Source organism: Eubacterium maltosivorans, assembly GCF_002441855.2.
Taxonomy (GTDB): Bacteria; Bacillota; Clostridia; order Eubacteriales; family Eubacteriaceae; genus Eubacterium; species Eubacterium maltosivorans.
Genome location: NZ_CP029487.1, coordinates 577,305 through 593,721, shown reverse-complemented (window position 1 = coordinate 593,721; position 16,417 = coordinate 577,305). Strand labels below are relative to the sequence as shown.

The following is a 16,417-nucleotide window of genomic DNA, read 5'->3' as shown; positions in this document are numbered from 1 at the left end:
TAACATAAAAACAGAGGGACAAAAACCCCTCTGCTCAACTGCTTGTTCTGTTTTTTAACTCCCTGGCCATCTCCTCGATTTTTTCGTTATAGTTATCCACCCTGGTCAGGGAAGAGCGGAACGGCCGGTTGGCGCAGCTGACATCGTAAACCTTATACTGGTTTTTCCCCAGATCCTTGGAGTGGTAAAGGGCCTGATCCGCCTTCTGGAGAAGAATGTCAAAATCCTCCCCATCCTGAGGATAACGGGAAATGCCAAAACTTCCGGTAATGCCATAGCTTTTAAAGCGTTTGTTCAGCTTTTTACAGATGGCCGCAACACGCCTTTCTATATCCTGCTGGTCGACGATATCGTGGAACAGAATCAGGAACTCATCACCGCCCACACGGCCTACCAGATCGGTATGGCGCACGCTGCTGGTCAGGATCTCCGCCACCTCCTTGAGTACCATATCCCCAAACAGATGGCCGCGCTCATCATTGACCGATTTAAAGTTATCGACGTCGGCAAAGCACAGGGCCGCATTCTTCACACGACGGTCCTTTAACGCCAGAATCGTCTGCTCCCGCATGGCCCGCTGGTTTAACAGCCCCGTGAGCGGATCGCTCTCCGCTTCCTTTTTAAGCATCAGATTGCGCTGCTTGGTCTCCTCCACATTGATGAGCTTACCGATGTAGCTCACGCATACCGGCTCAAACTCCATATCCCAGATGGGATAAAGGTATACCTGGTACCATTGGAACCCCTGGCCATCCAGATTGATGCGCAGCTCTGCCTTGCAGGTCGGCCTGTTCGGCGTAACGCGCTCAAGCATCCTGTAAAGGCGGCTGTAGTCCTCGGCGTTGACCAGCGACGCATCCGATAATATCCTGCTGATCTGTGGGAACACCGGGTCTTTTCCGGTCAATATCTGAAAACGGTCAGAAAAGACCAGCTTATCTGTGCGCAGGTCATATTCAAAAATGAGCTCATCCGAAAGCTCAGACAGTATCTGATATTTCTGACGCTCCTGTTCTAACAGGTATAGGGTCCGGCTGGAAAGATCGCCATGAGTCTCTTTTTTCTTCTTTTCCGGAATGGTTACCTCACCGGTCGCGGTAACCGTCGACGTCAGCATTTCGCCGCCTTTCATGGAACGGTTAAGCTCAGGCAGCGCTGTCAGAAAGCACTCGATCAGCTGCGGGTTAAACACCCCGCACTCGCCGTCTAAAATCATCTGGACAGCGGTTTCATGGGTGTAGGCGTCCTTGTAAACCCGTTTACTGGTCAGGGCGTCATAAACGTCAGCCAGCGACACCGCCTGGGCCCAGATGGAGATCTCATTGCCCGCCAGGCCATCAGGGTAGCCGCCTCCGTCCCACCGCTCATGGTGGTGGCGGCAGATATCATAGCAGTAGTCATAGTAAGCCAGATCCTGGACACCAGACAGCTCCATCAAAATCTCGCTGCCCCGGGAGGTATGGGTCTTCATGATCTCAAATTCCTCATCGGTCAGTCGGCCGGGCTTGTTGAGGATATTGTCCGGTATGGCTACCTTACCGATATCGTGCATGGCCGCCGCCTCGGAGATCATCTCAATCAGGGAGTCGGACAAACCGTACTCGCTGTGGCCCTTTGCGAACTCAGCCAGAAGCAGTCTGGTAATCACACGCACGTTGTGTATATGAGACACAGATTCGGTATTCTTAAATTCAATGATGCTGCTGAGCGTATCGATCATCTGCGCGCTGTTTTCACGCATTTTCTCCGCCTGCTCCCGCAGCGCCCTTGTCTGCTCAGCCACCAGCTGGCGCAGGTGGAGCTTCTGGGTATACTGCTCGATAATGTTGTGGACACGCTGAATGACAATATTGGGGTTAAAGGGCTTGGTGACAATATCGGCGGCCCCCATCTCATAGCCCCGCTGCATGACGCCCTCGCTGTTCTCAGCAGTGATCATGATGACCGGTATCCGCCCAGTCAGGCTCATACGCTCCATTTCCTGCAAAACGCCAAAGCCGTCGAGCACTGGCATGATGAGATCCAAAAGCACAACCGCGATATTTTCGCTCTCCCGCTCCAGAATTTCCAGTGCCTGCGCACCGTTTTCAGCTTCGTATATCGTATATTTTGTCTGGAACATCTCGCACAGCAGCGCGCGGTTCAGCTCCATGTCGTCAACGATGAGTATCTTTCTTTTTTCTGCCTGATTATCCATAAACAGCTCCCCTAAACAGACTTAATTCTCTATAAATACTGTTTTGTAATAAGTCTTAATTCATTATAACTTACTTGCACAAAAAGTTCAACTTTTGCCTGTGACATAAAAATATTTTATATTGCTTTATTTAAAATTGATCGCCTTTATAGGTTAGACATTTGTAAAAAAATTTACTATTGTAAAACTTTCTGCAATGTGTTATAGTAAAGTAAGAAAGAGGTGACCTGTAATATGAACGAAAAAAAATACGAAAATCCCGCTGCTATCCGCTCCAAAAGGGCACTGGCGCTGGCCTTTGCAGAGCTGCTGGAGAAAAAAAGTCTCCCGGCCATTACAATCTCTGAAATTACAGAAAAGGCCGGCGTTTCGCGCCAGACCTTTTACACAAACTTTTCCCAAAAGGAGGATATCCTTACCTATTCTCTGGACAGACTGTTTTCCATGTATGCGGATCAGCTGCCCGAGGGACTTTTCCAAACGCCTCTGGAGGCGCTGGCAGACTATTTCACTTACTGGCACGACCACAGCCAGTTCCTGACCCTGCTTTTCCGCAACAGCCTCGGCTATCTTTTCCTGATGGCAAACAACGCCTGCTTCGAGAACGAATTTCAGACGCTGGCAGCCTCACTTTCAGAATGCGCGGAGGACGTTCCTTTTATCCTTTCCGGCCTTTCCGGCATCACCTTCAGCATCCTGCGGACCTGGATTCTGAATGGAGCCTCCCTTCCCGCAGAAGCGTTGCTGTCCACAGCTCAAAAGCTGCTGACTGGTTATTTCTTTAAAACAGGGGGCTCTGACAATGCAGTCTAAAAACCGAAAACTCATCATCGGGGTCATTATCATCGGCGCCTTTATCAGCTCACTTAATCAGACGGTCATGACTGCTTCTCTGCCGCGTATCATGGTCGAATTTGACATTGGCGCTGGGATAGGCCAGTGGCTGACCACCGCTTATCTGCTTTTTTTAGGGGTAATGATTCCCTGCACAGGCTACCTGATGGAAAAATTTTCAGCCAAAAAGCTTTACCTTGTCTCCATTTTTCTTTTTCTGGCAGGCAGCATCACCGCTGCCTGCGCGAACAGCTTCTTTCTGCTTCTGGCAGGACGGATCATCCAGGCTCTGGGCGCCGGAATTCTTCTCCCGCTGCCTCAGGTGGTCACCTTTCGCCTGTATGAGCCCGACCGCCGCGGCGCCATTATGGGCATTGTGGGCCTGACCACTGGCTTTGCTCCGGCTTTTGGCCCCACCTTTGCAGGATGGGTCGTGGACGCCTTTGGCTGGCGGATGATCTTTTATATTATGTGCGCCCTCTCGCTGCTCAGCATTCTGCTGGCCCTGCTCAAGATGCCCGACGAGTCCATGTCCTCAGACAGCCGGCTGGATATCCTCTCTGTCGTCCTTTCCACACTTGGCTTCAGCGGCCTCCTGACCGCCGCCACAGATTTTGGCAACTATGGCTTTACCTCCTGGCTGACCTGGGCGCCGCTTCTGGCAGGCGCTGTCTGCATTGTTCTCTTTACGCTGCGCCAGTTTAAAATCTCCGACCCGCTCCTGAATCTCAGCGTCTTTGAAAACCGGGATTTCACTTTCGGCACCGTTTTGCTGGTCTTCGCCTATGGCTCCATGCTGTCGGTCTCCACGCTTCTGCCCATTTACATCCAGTCGCTTCGGGGCTTTTCCGCCACAGTTTCCGGGCTTACCATGCTGCCAGGCGCGCTGTTTCTGGCCTTTCTGAATCCCGTGACAGGCAGGATCCTGGATAAGAGAGGACCTTTCCTGCTGACTGTGGCAGGGCTTGCCTTTCTGGGAGGCGGCACTCTGGCCCTTTCCTTTATAGGCGAATCCACCTCACTGTTATTTATCACAGTATTTTACGGGCTGCGCATGCTGGGCATCGTCGCCCTGCTCCAGCCGCTCATGACCTGGTCGGTCAACGCTCTGGCCGACGTTGAGGTCGCCCACGGAACAGCGATTATGAACACGGTGCGGCAGGTAGGCGGCGCGATCATGAGCGCGGCTTTTGTGACGGTCATGTCCTCTGTTTCCACAGTTGGCGGTGATCTTCGTGGCATACAGGCTTCCTTCCTCGCCACTGCGGCAGTCGTGTTTATCTGTGTGGTGGTGGTGCTCCTGTTTATGAGACCCCGGGCCCAAAAGGCCGCTCCCGTGGAAGCGGCAGCTGCCACACAGTCCTCCACTCACCATCTGATTATTACCATTTCCCGGCAGTACGGCAGCGGAGGGCTTGAAATCGGACAGCGGGTAGGCCAGGCCCTGGGCATCGCAGTCTACGATAAAGAGCTCTTAGCTCTGGAGGCAAGAGAAAGCGGGTTTTCCCCAGATTACATCGCAAATCATGAGGAAGAGCTCACCGCTCAAAGCCTGTTATATGACTTCTCTGAAAAAAATTATGAAGCCTTTGAGCAAAACCTCTTCTGTGCCAATAAGATGAGTGTTCTGGACAGCCTCTTTTCAGCCCAGAGACGTGTCATCAAAGCGCTGGCGCAGAGAGAATCCTGCGTCATTATCGGACGCTGCGCCGATGATATTCTAAGGGACGACCCGTACTGCCTTCGGGTATTCGTCCACGCTGGCACTGCCTTTAAAAAGGACCGTATTGTTACCGAATACGGCCTTGCGCCTGAAAACGCCCTTACCGCCGCCAAAAAGAAAGATCGGGATCGGGCTGCCCACTACCGCCGTTACACCGGAAAGGTCTGGGGCATTCCTGCTAATTACCAGCTGGTTCTGGACAGCGGCGCCCTGGGTATCGAGGCTGTCATCAGCCTTATTGTGAAAGCTGCGAACTTTATAAAACCATGAGATCATTTTTGTGTTTTGAAAAATACTGTATTCGATTTTTTGTTTTTTAAGAGACGGGAAAGAGGCAGGCGCCACAGATAACAGATAATGAAAAACCATAGAGGGGGGACAATCGGTACAGCTCAGGAGCATGGAGCGCTTCAACCGATGCACGGACCTCGCTTTGGTCACTGTGCAAGACCACTCTGCCCTGTCTTTTTATCGCGATTATCCCCTCAAAGAAAAGTGATGACACTCTTATTATACAAACATTCGTTTCAAAAATCAAGTGTTTGAGAACGAATATTCTTCACAAGTTTCACTGCCGCATCTTAGCGAATTACAGCAAAAAAGCCCCTGATCCGAAGATCAGGGGCTTCTCTTGGGGAGAGTAAATTGGGGGAGAGATTAATTGATTTAAGTAAGAGGTATGTGTGTTCTTTTATATTTATACCCGAAGACCCGGGTTCTAAACATCAGAATAAAAAAGATATCGGCAGTCCATAAAAGGGTATACTCTATAACATATCTAAACCTTAGCTTAACCGCTCTTGCAAAAGCCCCGAATATCTGATATATTAAAAAAGGTGCACCTAACATTTTCAATGAGCGCGATACTCTCCTATCCCTTGGTAGACCGTAGCTTTTGAAACATCCTGTTAGGCGCACTTTTTCATTCAGCAGTCCTGCTTTCAAACCGCATTTTTTGCTTGACGGTTCAGGCTCTGTGAATTATAGTTGAAAGAACAGAATGCTTGTTAATGAGGAGAAAAATATGACAGTTGCACTCGAATTAAAAAATTTAAAGAAAACATATGAATCGGGCGTCGTGGCGTTGCGCGGCATTGATCTGGTCGTGGAGCAGGGCGATTTCTACGCGCTGCTCGGACCAAATGGCGCCGGAAAATCCACTACCATCGGAATTGTCACCTCCCTGGTCAATAAAACGTCCGGGTCGGTGAAGGTATTCGGATATGACCTTGACACGGAGCTTGTGCAGGCAAAGCAGCAGATCGGCCTGGTTCCCCAGGAGTTTAACTTCAATCCATTCGAAACCGTTGAACAGATCGTTGTCAATCAGGCCGGTTATTACGGCGTTCCCCACAAAGAGGCTCTGAAGCGCAGTGAAAAATACCTCAGGCAATCCGGCCTGCTCGAGAAACGCCATGAACGGGCGCGGATGCTTTCCGGCGGAATGAAGCGGCGTTTGATGATCGCGCGGGCATTGATGCACGAACCGCGTCTGCTTATTTTGGACGAGCCCACCGCCGGAGTCGATATTGAGCTGAGACGTGAAATGTGGGATTTTCTGCGAAACCTGAACGCACAGGGGACGACCATTATTCTGACGACCCATTATCTTGAGGAGGCGGAAATGCTTTGCCGCAATATCGGCATTATTCAGTCCGGTGAGCTGATCGAGAACACCAGCATGAAAAACCTGTTGTCAAAATTACAGTTTGAAACCTTTATTTTTGATTTAGAACCTTTTGATCACAAACCCGTCATCAGCGGGTATAAAAATTATTTTGAGGACAGCCGGACCCTTGTCGCCGAGGTCCAGCGTGACCAGGGGGTCAATGGCATCTTCGAGCAGCTCACGCGGCAAGGGATAAAGGTCGCTTCCATGCGGAACAAATCCAACCGCCTGGAAGAACTGTTCTTAAAAATCACCGATGTAAAACATCAATCGGAGGGAAAAAATGTTTAAACTATATTTTACCGCGCTAAAACGCCTGGCAGCAAAAGAAACCAACCGCTATCTGCGCATCTGGGTACAAACCCTAGTGCCGCCGGTCATCACCACATCGTTGTATTTCGTTATTTTTGGAAACCTGATCGGCGGCCGGATTGGAGAAATGGGCGGCTTTTCCTATATGGAGTTCATTGTGCCCGGGCTCATCATGATGTCTGTCATCACGAGCTCTTATGCCAATGTCGCCTCCTCCTTCTTCTCTCAAAAATTTCAGAAAAATATTGAGGAACTGTTGGTGGCGCCGGTGCCCACCCAGGTGATCATTTTCGGATTCGTCGCCGGCGGGGTGGGACGCAGCATCCTGGTCGGGGCCCTCGTTACCGGGATTTCATTATTTTTTGTGCCCCTTCATGTCTTTTCCTGGCCCATCATCCTCGTGACCCTGCTGATGACTGCCGTCTTGTTTTCGCTGGCTGGACTGCTGAACGGCATCTTTGCCAGGTCTTTTGACGATGTATCCATTGTGCCGACCTTTGTGCTGCAGCCATTAACCTATCTGGGCGGCGTATTCTATTCAATTTCAATGCTGCCGCCGATCTGGCAGGCCGTATCAAAGGTGAATCCCATTGTCTATATGGTCTCAGGCTTTCGCTTTGGATTTCTTGGCGTAACGGATGTCCCGGTCGTCTGGTCTCTGATGATCCTCATCCTTTTTATCATTGTGCTTTATGGCATTTGCTGGTATCTGATTGAAAAAGGGGTCGGCTTAAGAAGCTGACCTCTTTTTTCAAAAAAATAAAAAAGCCCTTCTTCACAAAGCGGACCGCCTGCACCAGAAGAGCTGTGAATACTCGATGATTAATCCATGATTTCCATGGGTTTTCCGCAGCAGAAAGGAATTAAATCTCCTTCTTTTACAGATTGAACCTTATTACAGGTCAGGCAGTAAACCTGACAGTCAAAAGGCGCCCGGAGCTCTGGTGCAGCCTTTGCTTCTGCTTCTGTTAAACCACCAATGTGAAAGCGCGCCACATTGTTTTCTGTCGGGATATATACGCCGATCGGTGACAATTTCTTATTATCGCCCACGCAGTTCCCCATTTTAATCCAAAGCGCTTCAAGCTCAGCGGTTTCAATCGGATTTTCTGGAATAAATTCAACAACAGCCTTATCCATATTGATCTTCATAATATCTTCCTCCTTCGTTCTTCGATATAAACGTTTTACCGTCATTATTATAGCATCTATTTTAGTTCTTGTCTATTATTAATTAGGATACATTTCAAAATAATAATCGCTCGTCTTTCTTCATATAAAAAAGCTCCTGGTCAAAGATCAGGAGCCCTGAAAAAGAAAAATCCCTTTCAAACCGCCTGTTTAAGCTGTTTGAAAGGGTCTTTCATTTTTAATTCATACCACTAAGTCTGTAAGCCGAGTTCTGTCTTAGATAATCATCTGTCTAGATCCATTGTTACCAATGGATTCAAGCGACCTACCATTTGGACGGCGACGAGCAGCCGCCTTTTTTACATCCGTTCTTGGTCTTGCACCAGGTGGGGTTTACATAGCTGACGGATTACTCTCGCCACTGGTGAGCTCTTACCTCACCCTTTCATCCTTACCGGCCAGGCCGGCGGTTTACTTTCTGTTGCACTTGCCTTGGAGTCGCCTCCACCGGGCGTTACCCGGCACCCTGCTCTGCGGAGCTCGGACTTTCCTCAGACAGCCTGCGCTGCCCGCGATTATCTGGCTTAGTAGCTTAGTCAGTATACCGCAAAACGCCTGTAAAATCAACGTTAATTTTGATTTTTTTCGGTATTGTCCTCTATGATCTTCATTTCAAACCAGAAGTTGCTTCCCATTCCCGGTGCGCTGTTGACGCCAAAGCGAAGGTGATGCAGCTCCATGATATTCTTGACAATGGATAGCCCCAGCCCAGTTCCAATGGACGCCTGTTTATGGGCTTTGTCAATTTTATAATATCGGTCCCACACATAGGGCAGCAGCGCCTCCTCGATGCCATCGCCATGATCCAGCACCTCGATCTTCACTGTATCTCCCGAGACGTTCTGGCGGATCACAACGGTTTTATCCTCGCCGGCATAGTTGACGGCATTATTCACCAGATTGTAAATCACCTGTTCCATTTTGATCGCGTCAGCCTTTACAAAGACATCCCGATCCGCCTCAAAACGTATATGATATCCTTCCTGCTCGATGAGCTTTGTATACCTTGTGAGAATCCGGCGGATGCTCTGAGTCAGATTATATGGGGCTTCGTTTAAGACCTGCACGCCGGCCTGAAGCTTGGAGATATCCAGCATATCATTGACCAGGCTTGTCAGGCGGTTGGCCTCGTCAATGATGATCTGCACGTTTTCCGGTGTGTTTTCACCTGGAATATCCCGCATGACCTCGGCATAGCCGGTAATCATGGTTAGGGGTGTGCGCAGGTCATGGGAAACATTGGCGATCAGCTCACGCCGCAGGTTTTCCACCTTTGAAAGCTCCTCCGCCGCGTAGTTCAGCGTATCGTTGAGCTCTGTGATTTCCCGGTAGCCTTCTCCATCAAAGTGAACCGCCACATTGCCCTTTGCGAGCTCCTTGGCACTTTCATTAATCTTGATAATGGGCTTTGAGACCTTCTTAGACATAATGGCTGCAAAGATAAGGGCAAGCGCCATGAATACCATGCTGATATAAAAAAGCTGGGAACGCAGGGTCTGTACTGTGGTGTTGACGGGCGAGATCATGGTGTTCAGCATGATCACATACTGTCTGCCACTGCCGCCTGTAATGATCTGGGTGTAAATCAGGTTTTCATCCCGCTCAAATTTCTTTTCAGGGATCACCCCCTGGCGGCCGTCGCTGCTCTGAATGTTAATCAGCTGGTAGCTGTCCTTGGAGAAGCTCTCAAAATAGGAGCCGCCGTGCTGTTTGGCCTGCAGATACAGGTTCGCCAGATCCTGGGCGGTCATCTGGTGCAGCACACAGCGGGGAACTGTGTCCACGTTGATCTCCACATTATTTTCGGTATCGGTGATCTTCGCGCAGATATTGTTCCGCCCCGCCACCTCTGTTACAATATTGCTCAAATCGTTGCTGTCAATATTGGCGGAGATGGTGTTGGCCAGTGATTTAAGCTCACTGATCTTTGTCTGGCGGTAAAAGCCGTTTAAAAAGACGATCTGGAAGAGCCAGATCACAAAGATCATGACCGCTGCAAAAAGGGCGATATAGGCGAAAAGCTTCCATTTAATGCTGGTATTCTTAAGCCTCAAAACGGTATCCTACTCCGCGCAGTGTCACGATGCACCTGCTGTAATCACCCAGACTTTTTCTCAGCAGCTTAATGTGCGTATCCAGGGTGCGGTCATCGCCATAAAAATCATAGCCCCAGACATTTGTAATGAGCTTTTCCCGCGTCAGGGCGATCCCCCGGTTGCGCACCATGTAAAAAAAGAGATCATACTCCTTTGGCGTCATCTCAACCGGTTTTCCGGAAATCGTGACGCGGCGCCCGGCAAAATCCACCTCCAGGTCTCCAATTTTGACCACGTCTCTGTTCTCCTTGGCACCGCCCCTCCGTTTGAGAATCGCACCCACGCGCATCATCAGCTCCTTAGGCGAAAAGGGCTTGACGACATAGTCGTCAATGCCCAGTTCAAAACCATGGATCCGGTCATACTCCTCACCTCTGGCGGAGAGCATGATAACCGGTGTATCCTTATATTTACGGATTTCCTTACAGGCTGAGAAGCCATCAAGCTCTGGCATCATAATATCCAGAATAATGATGTCAAAATCCTGGCTTTTGGCGAGTTCCACTGCCTCCATACCATCAGCGGCCTCGACGACCTCATTGCCCTCAAATTCCGCGTATTTTCTTACAATCGCCCGTATTTTCTCCTCATCATCAACCATTAGAATCCGGTACATTTCTTTACCTCGTTTTTCTGTTAGTTATTCGTGGTGGGGGTTTCCTCTCCCAGTGTGGCGTTTAGGGTCAGCATGCTGCCGCCGCGCTGCACTTCGATTTTAACAGTGTCGCCTACCTGATGGCTCTTAATAGCAGTCTTGACATCCGCAGCGCTTGAGACTGCCGTGCCGTCCACAGAGACGATCATATCGCCAGACTGGATGCCCGCCGCTGACGCTCCGGAGCTGTCCGCCACCTTGGCCACATATACGCCCATTTCAGAGACACGGTACTGCATGGCGGTTTCAGCTGAGTTGACATCCACCAAAGACACGCCAAGGCTCGGACGTCCCTTTACATAGCCGTTTTGAGATAAGGACTCGACCACTGTTTTCACATCATTGATCGGGATGGCAAAGCCAAGGCCTTCCACGCCAGTGCCCGTTGACTTGGCGTCCACGATTCCCACCAGCTCGCCGTATTCGTTGAACAGGCCGCCGCCGGAGTTGCCGGGATTAATGGCCGCGTTTGTCTGAAGCAGGTTCATGGTATCCCCGTCGATGGTGATTTCACGGTTCAAGGCTGAGACAATGCCGTCGGTAACTGTACCGCCCAGTTCCCCAAGCGGGTTCCCGATCGCCACAACGGTCTCGCCCACGCTCAGCTTGTCCGAATCGCCCATGACAGCCGGCTGCAGATCATTGGCGTCGATTTTGAGCAGCGCTACATCTGAGGTGGCATCCGTGCCGACCAGTTTTGCCTCATAGCTCTGGCCGGATTTCAGAGTGACGGTAATCTTGCTGGCGCCGTCGATCACATGGTTGTTGGTCACCACATAGCCGTCATTGGTGACGATCACGCCGCTGCCAGCGCCTTCGGACACTGCTTGCTGAAGCCGGCTGTCCTTGGTCACTGTTTCGGTCTTGATTTCTACAACAGAGTTGCCCGCCGACTCAGCGATCTGCTGGGTGGTCATGGCGCCGGAATTACTGGTCTCATTGGAATTGGTGCTGGTACGCTCCACGGACTGGTACATCACACTTTTATTGTTGCCCCCCAGACTGCTGGCCAGCATACCGCCGCCAAAACCACAGGCGCCCGAGAGCACCAGACCCACTGCCATCATGGCCCCGGTTTTCTTCGCGAACACATTTTTACCCGCAAACCGTTTTTTCTTTTTTTTCTGGTCGCCGTCAATGGGCACCAGAGCGTTTTCTACCTTTGGTTCTTCATCATTATTGTTTGTAAATTGATTATTTGTATACTGATCGTTCATTTGTTCCTCCATTTATTTAAGTCGCATATCGCTTTTATTTTTGTTGATAGCTTTATTCTAAATGGAGAATGTGACGGTTTTATGAACGCTTCGTGAAAGGGCGCTGAAATTTAGAGTTTTTTCGCGTTTTTTGCGTGATGATCGCCATCAGCGGCCTTCTTTCTTTATTTTACCCCAATCACCGCCTTAAATCAATAACTGGTAAATTTTTCGAAAAGCGCCACAAAATAAGATGAACATGCTATAATGGGATTAAGAAAGGAGATATAAGAAATCAAGATGGTTGAAATGGTTATATTAAAGGAGGTAAACCGTGAAAATTGAAGATGTTCTGCCCTATATCCGGGATAAATCCGCCTATACATTAAAGGAAGCGGAGGAACTCCGCCTGCTGACCTGGGATGAGATCAATAAAGTTCAGGATTTGGCTGAAAAGAACAAAAATTTTGAGACCATTCAGCTCTGTATTACCTGCAAGGTACTTATCCAGAAGCTGGCTGATAATCCCGAAACCTACAAATTAAAGATCGGCCCTGAAGACGCGCATTAAGCACAGAATTTTTTGAGAGGAAGGAAATTATTATGCTTACATTTATTATTATCGGTATTGTCATCATCGCAGTGGTTATACTGTTGCTGACAGGCTATAAAAAAGCCCCGCCTTCTGAGGCGCTGCTTATCTCATCGCCCTTTTCCCATCCCATCAAGGACGCCCAGGGAAATGTGATCGGCACCAGCAAGATCAAGGTCGTGCCGGGCGGCGGCGCGAAAATTGTTATCCCCTACCTGGAAAAGGCGTATCGACTGAGCCTGTCCACGATGCAGGTGGATATCGACACCTCAGAATACATTCCCACGAAAGACTACATTGGCGTCAAGGTTAACGCTGTGGCCAATGTCAAAATCTCCAGCAAGCCTGAATACCTGCTGCTGGCCGCTGAACAGTTTTCGACCAAGCGCATTGATGAAATCCGCGACATGGTCAAGCAGATTCTGGAAGGAACGATCCGAAGCGGCATGGGCGGGCTCAGCGTTGAGGACCTTGTCCAGAACCGTGAAAAATTCGCTAACCAGTGTGTCACCTCCGCCGAGGAGGACCTTCAGAAAATGGGAATGGAGATCATCAACCTGACGATTCAGTCCTTTACGGACAACAATGAGGTCCTTAAAAACCTGGCGGTTAAAAACTCAGCTGAAATCAAGAAAGAAGCAGATGTGGCGAGAGCCCAGGCCGAAAAGGAATCCCGGATCAAGCAGTCCCAGGCCGAGCGCGAGAGCAAGGAAATTGAGCTGGCCAACCAGGTGGCGGTCGAAGAAAAAACAAAAGAAAAAGATGTCCAGATCGCGGGCTATCACCGTGAGAGCGCCATCGCCAAGGCCCAGTCCGACGTGGCCTACGACATCGAAAAAGAAGAACAGAACAAGGCCCTGGTCAGCAAGCAGCAGGAAGTTGAAATCATCAAAGCCCAGAAGGAAGTTGAGCTGAAGCAGCAGGAAATCCGTATCCGCGAGAATGAATATATGGCGGATATCGGAAAGAAGGCAGAGGCCGACAAAGCCAAGGCGGAATTCGACGCCGACGCCAAGCTCTATGCGAGCCAGAAGGAAGCCGAAGGGATTCGGGCTATCGGTGAGGCCAAAGCGGCCGCCATCGAAAAGGAAGCCCTGGCCATGCGCAAGATGACAGGACCGTCTGTTGTCAAGATGGTTATCGAAAAACTGCCTGAAATGGTGGAAGCCGCTGCCAAACCAATGGAAAAGGTAGATTCCATCACCATGTATGGCAACGGAAACGAAACGAAGATGGTTCAGGACGTCACCGGCGCCGCCAGCCAGATTTTTAACGCGGTCAAGGATGGCACAGGGCTGGACCTCAAGGATCTGATCTCCAGCTGCCTGAGCGGCGAGGTGCTTGATGACCTGGCGGATACCCCAAAAGTTTCCGAAGCATCCTCCAGAGAATCGGTGCCGTCAACCCCTGAGTCGGAATTAAAAGAGACAAAGGTGGAACCTTTGCGTGAGGAATCCATCGAAACGCTGTCCCCCGATCTGGATGAAATCTCTACCCTCGACGCTCTGCGCCAGATGGCAAAGGATGTCCAGAAGCATGACGCTGAGCGTAAAAATAAATAAAACTCCAATAAAAAAGCAGTTCCTGAGGAGCTGCTTTTTTTATGATGTGTTAAAGCATTTTCAATAAAGCGCGCTCACAAAGCTTCAACTTTAACTTAATTTCAGGTTATACCTGCCATAACTTTAATTCAATATGAATTTATTTCAAATGGGTGTATTATATATGTAGCGAAAGAAAACGCTGTATTGTTCTCATTATCACATAAACATATAACAGTTATAGTTTTGTTTTTGTGTAAACGCTATTATTTTTCTATTTACAATTGAATAAGGAGGGAAAATCATGGAAGTTACTATGCTTTCGTACATGTCAGAATTTATCGGAACAGCGCTGCTTGTACTATTAGGGGACGGCGTTTGTGCCGCGGTTAATTTGAATAAGTCCGGCTTTAAAGGTGCCGGTGCTGTTTATATCATGCTTGGCTGGGGTCTTGCAGTTATGCTGCCAGCCATGGCCTTTGGTGCACAGTCTGGTGCACATTTCAATCCTGTTCTGACAGTCGGTTTAGCCGTTATCGGTGCATTCCCGTGGGCAGCAGTTCCGGGTTACATTCTTGCACAGATGCTGGGCGGTTTAGTCGGCGCAATCCTCGTATGGGTTGTTTACAGACCTCAATTTGCTGCCACCGAAGATGCGGATACCATTAGAGGAACCTTCTGTACAGGTCCTCAGATCCGTAATATCCCCCAGAATATCCTGTGCGAAGCTGCAGCAACCTTCGCACTGGTATTCTTTATTGTAGCGATCGGCCATGCAGGCATGACAAATGTCGGTGATGTTGGTTTGAATTACTTCTTCGTATATGCCATCATCATGTCCTGTGGTTTCTCACTTGGTGGTACCACCGGATTTGCCATGAACCCTGCCAGAGACTTGTCTCCACGTATCGCTCACGCCATTCTGCCAATCCCGAACAAGGGCTCCTCTGACTGGGGTTACGCACTGGTTCCGGTTGTTGGTCCATTGATCGGCGCGATCCTGGGCGCTCTGCTTGCCAACGCAGTTATTTTAGGATAATCTTCTTTTTATAAAAATCATACAGCGGACTTTCCCAAAAGACCCATCCTGTTTATTCAGATGGGTCTTTTTCTTTATGCTCTGTTTTCTCCAGAGCGGTTCCAGTATAAATGATTGCGTCGCCATACTTTTCTTTCAGCTTGTCCATGGCTGCTTCCACCCTTTCCAGCTTCTCACGCTTCTCAAAGCTGTCTGTGCCAAAAAGGGTCAGCTGTTCCGGTTCACAGGTATCTGCGCTCACCAGATTGATTCCCGTTACCGTGAGCATACGGATTCCCTTGGTGAAATCCCAGTATTTATCTACCAGGGCGGCCGCCGCGTCAAAGATTTCTTTAAACAGCTGTGTTGGATGGCTCAGGGTTATCTGTCTTGAAATCTGGCGGAAATCCGGGTCTTTTATCATCACCTGTACGCCGCGGCACTTCAGATGGTAGCCCTTAAGGCGTTTAGCGACCGTCTCAGCCAGCGGATAAAGGCCTTTTTTCGCCTCCTCCATATTTTCGAGGTCTTTGCTGAAGGTGTTTCCATGCCCTACGGATTTTACCTCCCGCGGTTCAGTGGCTGAGCGAACTGGGCTGTCATCCAGGCCGTTGGCATAATCGTGGAGCATTTCTCCCATCTTTCCCATATCGTGAGAAAGCACAGAGCGGTCTGAGACAGCAAGATCTCCAATGGTCCTTATGCCATAGCATTTCAACTTCCTGAAAGCACTCTTGCCCACATAGATAAGATCAGTGACTGGCAGGGGCCACAGCAGTGTTTTATAATTCTGCGGTGTAATGACGGTCACGGCATCGGGCTTTTTATAGTCGCTGCCCAGCTTGGCAAAAATTTTATTATAGGAAACACCCACCGAGATGGTCAGCCGGGTACGCTCCTTGACCGTCTCGCGCACCAGATCGCCCATGGCTGTGCCGCTGCCGCCAAAGAGATGCATCGTATCGGTCACATCCAGCCAGGACTCATCAATGCTGAAAGGCTCCACCCGGTCGGTAAATTCGTTGTAAATCTCATTGATTATTTTTGAGTAATGGCGGTACAAGTCGTGATGAGGCGGCAGCAGAATCAGATCCGGGCACTTCCGCTTTGCCTGATATACGGTCTCCGCAGTCTGGATTTTAAATTTTTTTGCCGCTTCATTTTTAGCCAGGATAATGCCGTGCCGGTTTTCCGGATTACCGCAGACGGCCACAGGCTGCTCCTTAAGCTCTGGATGGGACAAAAGCTCCACCGACGCATAGAAGCTGTTCAGGTCACAATGAAGAATCCGGCGAACTCTTTCCATCTTCTCACCTCCCAGCATGTAAGTTTACCGCAGAGCACGGCGCAAAAATGTGCCGTGCCCTGTATACCACTAAAAAAGGGCACATAC

General features: G+C 49.6%; 13 protein-coding genes and 1 other RNA gene. 7 read left to right on the top strand and 7 right to left on the bottom strand.

What is annotated here, in order from left to right:
- Positions 1 to 34: 34 nt before the first annotated feature.
- Positions 35 to 2,197: a GGDEF/HDGYP domain-containing response regulator gene (locus CPZ25_RS02975; protein WP_096919921.1), complete on the bottom strand. Its 2,163-nt coding sequence runs from the start codon at positions 2,195 to 2,197 to the stop codon at positions 35 to 37.
- Between the two features lie 234 nt (positions 2,198 to 2,431).
- Here CPZ25_RS02975 and CPZ25_RS02970 point away from each other — a divergent pair, with 234 nt between their 5' ends.
- From CPZ25_RS02970 to CPZ25_RS02955, 4 genes are all read left to right on the top strand, one after another.
- On the top strand, positions 2,432 to 3,010 hold the full coding sequence (locus CPZ25_RS02970) for a TetR/AcrR family transcriptional regulator (protein WP_096919922.1): 579 nt from the start codon (positions 2,432 to 2,434) through the stop codon (positions 3,008 to 3,010).
- Positions 3,000 to 5,024, top strand: coding sequence for a DHA2 family efflux MFS transporter permease subunit (locus CPZ25_RS02965; RefSeq protein ID WP_096919923.1), 2,025 nt, complete (start codon positions 3,000 to 3,002; stop codon positions 5,022 to 5,024). The genes CPZ25_RS02970 and CPZ25_RS02965 overlap by 11 nt, the downstream gene beginning before the upstream one ends.
- A 754-nt stretch (positions 5,025 to 5,778) precedes the next feature.
- Positions 5,779 to 6,714 carry an ABC transporter ATP-binding protein gene (locus CPZ25_RS02960; protein ID WP_096919925.1) on the top strand — a complete coding sequence of 312 codons (936 nt, stop codon included), beginning with the start codon at positions 5,779 to 5,781 and terminating at the stop codon, positions 6,712 to 6,714.
- Positions 6,707 to 7,477 (top strand): ABC transporter permease, encoded by a 771-nt coding sequence (locus CPZ25_RS02955; protein ID WP_058694684.1) that lies wholly within the window; start codon positions 6,707 to 6,709, stop codon positions 7,475 to 7,477. Before CPZ25_RS02960 ends, CPZ25_RS02955 begins: the two co-directional genes overlap by 8 nt.
- 80 nt (positions 7,478 to 7,557) lie before the next feature.
- On the opposite strand, the gene CPZ25_RS02950 is transcribed toward CPZ25_RS02955, so the two are convergent.
- From CPZ25_RS02950 to CPZ25_RS02930, 5 genes are all read right to left on the bottom strand, one after another.
- Positions 7,558 to 7,887, bottom strand: coding sequence for a hypothetical protein (locus tag CPZ25_RS02950; RefSeq protein ID WP_058694685.1), 330 nt, complete (start codon positions 7,885 to 7,887; stop codon positions 7,558 to 7,560).
- A 223-nt stretch (positions 7,888 to 8,110) separates the two neighbouring features.
- An RNA gene (rnpB, locus tag CPZ25_RS02945) (RNase P RNA component class A) lies at positions 8,111 to 8,457 on the bottom strand.
- A gap of 38 nt (positions 8,458 to 8,495) precedes the next feature.
- On the bottom strand, positions 8,496 to 9,980 hold the full coding sequence (locus CPZ25_RS02940) for a HAMP domain-containing sensor histidine kinase (protein WP_096919926.1): 1,485 nt from the start codon (positions 9,978 to 9,980) through the stop codon (positions 8,496 to 8,498).
- A complete protein-coding gene (locus tag CPZ25_RS02935; RefSeq protein WP_058694687.1) occupies positions 9,970 to 10,638 on the bottom strand; it encodes a response regulator transcription factor in 669 nt (222 codons plus the stop codon). The genes CPZ25_RS02940 and CPZ25_RS02935 overlap by 11 nt, the downstream gene beginning before the upstream one ends.
- Positions 10,639 to 10,658: 20 nt before the next feature.
- Positions 10,659 to 11,894 carry a S1C family serine protease gene (locus tag CPZ25_RS02930; RefSeq protein WP_096919927.1) on the bottom strand — a complete coding sequence of 412 codons (1,236 nt, stop codon included), beginning with the start codon at positions 11,892 to 11,894 and terminating at the stop codon, positions 10,659 to 10,661.
- Between the two features lie 313 nt (positions 11,895 to 12,207).
- On the opposite strand from CPZ25_RS02930, the gene CPZ25_RS02925 reads away from it, so the two are divergent.
- The 3 genes from CPZ25_RS02925 to CPZ25_RS02915 all read left to right on the top strand — a co-directional run bounded on the left by CPZ25_RS02925 (position 12,208) and on the right by CPZ25_RS02915 (position 15,045).
- Complete coding sequence (locus CPZ25_RS02925) at positions 12,208 to 12,444, top strand: hypothetical protein (RefSeq protein ID WP_074616915.1); 237 nt, start codon at positions 12,208 to 12,210, stop codon at positions 12,442 to 12,444.
- 32 nt (positions 12,445 to 12,476) lie between these two features.
- A complete protein-coding gene (locus CPZ25_RS02920) occupies positions 12,477 to 14,027 on the top strand; it encodes a flotillin family protein (protein WP_074616916.1) in 1,551 nt (516 codons plus the stop codon).
- 295 nt (positions 14,028 to 14,322) lie between these two features.
- Positions 14,323 to 15,045, top strand: coding sequence for an MIP/aquaporin family protein (locus CPZ25_RS02915; protein ID WP_058696382.1), 723 nt, complete (start codon positions 14,323 to 14,325; stop codon positions 15,043 to 15,045).
- Between the two features lie 52 nt (positions 15,046 to 15,097).
- On the opposite strand, the gene dinB is transcribed toward CPZ25_RS02915, so the two are convergent.
- Positions 15,098 to 16,330 carry a DNA polymerase IV gene (dinB, locus tag CPZ25_RS02910; RefSeq protein ID WP_096919928.1) on the bottom strand — a complete coding sequence of 411 codons (1,233 nt, stop codon included), beginning with the start codon at positions 16,328 to 16,330 and terminating at the stop codon, positions 15,098 to 15,100.
- Between the last annotated feature and the right edge of the window lie 87 nt (positions 16,331 to 16,417).

What these genes read in the sequence shown, in the direction of transcription:
- CPZ25_RS02975 (WP_096919921.1), bottom strand. Translation starts at nt 2,197, where the DNA reads ATGGATAATCAGGCAGAAAAAAGAAAGATACTCATCGTTGACGACATG.
- dinB (WP_096919928.1), bottom strand. Translation starts at nt 16,330, where the DNA reads ATGGAAAGAGTTCGCCGGATTCTTCATTGTGACCTGAACAGCTTCTAT.
- CPZ25_RS02935 (WP_058694687.1), bottom strand. Translation starts at nt 10,638, where the DNA reads ATGTACCGGATTCTAATGGTTGATGATGAGGAGAAAATACGGGCGATT.
- CPZ25_RS02970 (WP_096919922.1), top strand. Translation starts at nt 2,432, where the DNA reads ATGAACGAAAAAAAATACGAAAATCCCGCTGCTATCCGCTCCAAAAGG.
- CPZ25_RS02960 (WP_096919925.1), top strand. Translation starts at nt 5,779, where the DNA reads ATGACAGTTGCACTCGAATTAAAAAATTTAAAGAAAACATATGAATCG.
- CPZ25_RS02915 (WP_058696382.1), top strand. Translation starts at nt 14,323, where the DNA reads ATGCTTTCGTACATGTCAGAATTTATCGGAACAGCGCTGCTTGTACTA.
- CPZ25_RS02965 (WP_096919923.1), top strand. Translation starts at nt 3,000, where the DNA reads ATGCAGTCTAAAAACCGAAAACTCATCATCGGGGTCATTATCATCGGC.
- CPZ25_RS02955 (WP_058694684.1), top strand. Translation starts at nt 6,707, where the DNA reads ATGTTTAAACTATATTTTACCGCGCTAAAACGCCTGGCAGCAAAAGAA.
- CPZ25_RS02930 (WP_096919927.1), bottom strand. Translation starts at nt 11,894, where the DNA reads ATGAACGATCAGTATACAAATAATCAATTTACAAACAATAATGATGAA.
- CPZ25_RS02950 (WP_058694685.1), bottom strand. Translation starts at nt 7,887, where the DNA reads ATGAAGATCAATATGGATAAGGCTGTTGTTGAATTTATTCCAGAAAAT.
- CPZ25_RS02920 (WP_074616916.1), top strand. Translation starts at nt 12,477, where the DNA reads ATGCTTACATTTATTATTATCGGTATTGTCATCATCGCAGTGGTTATA.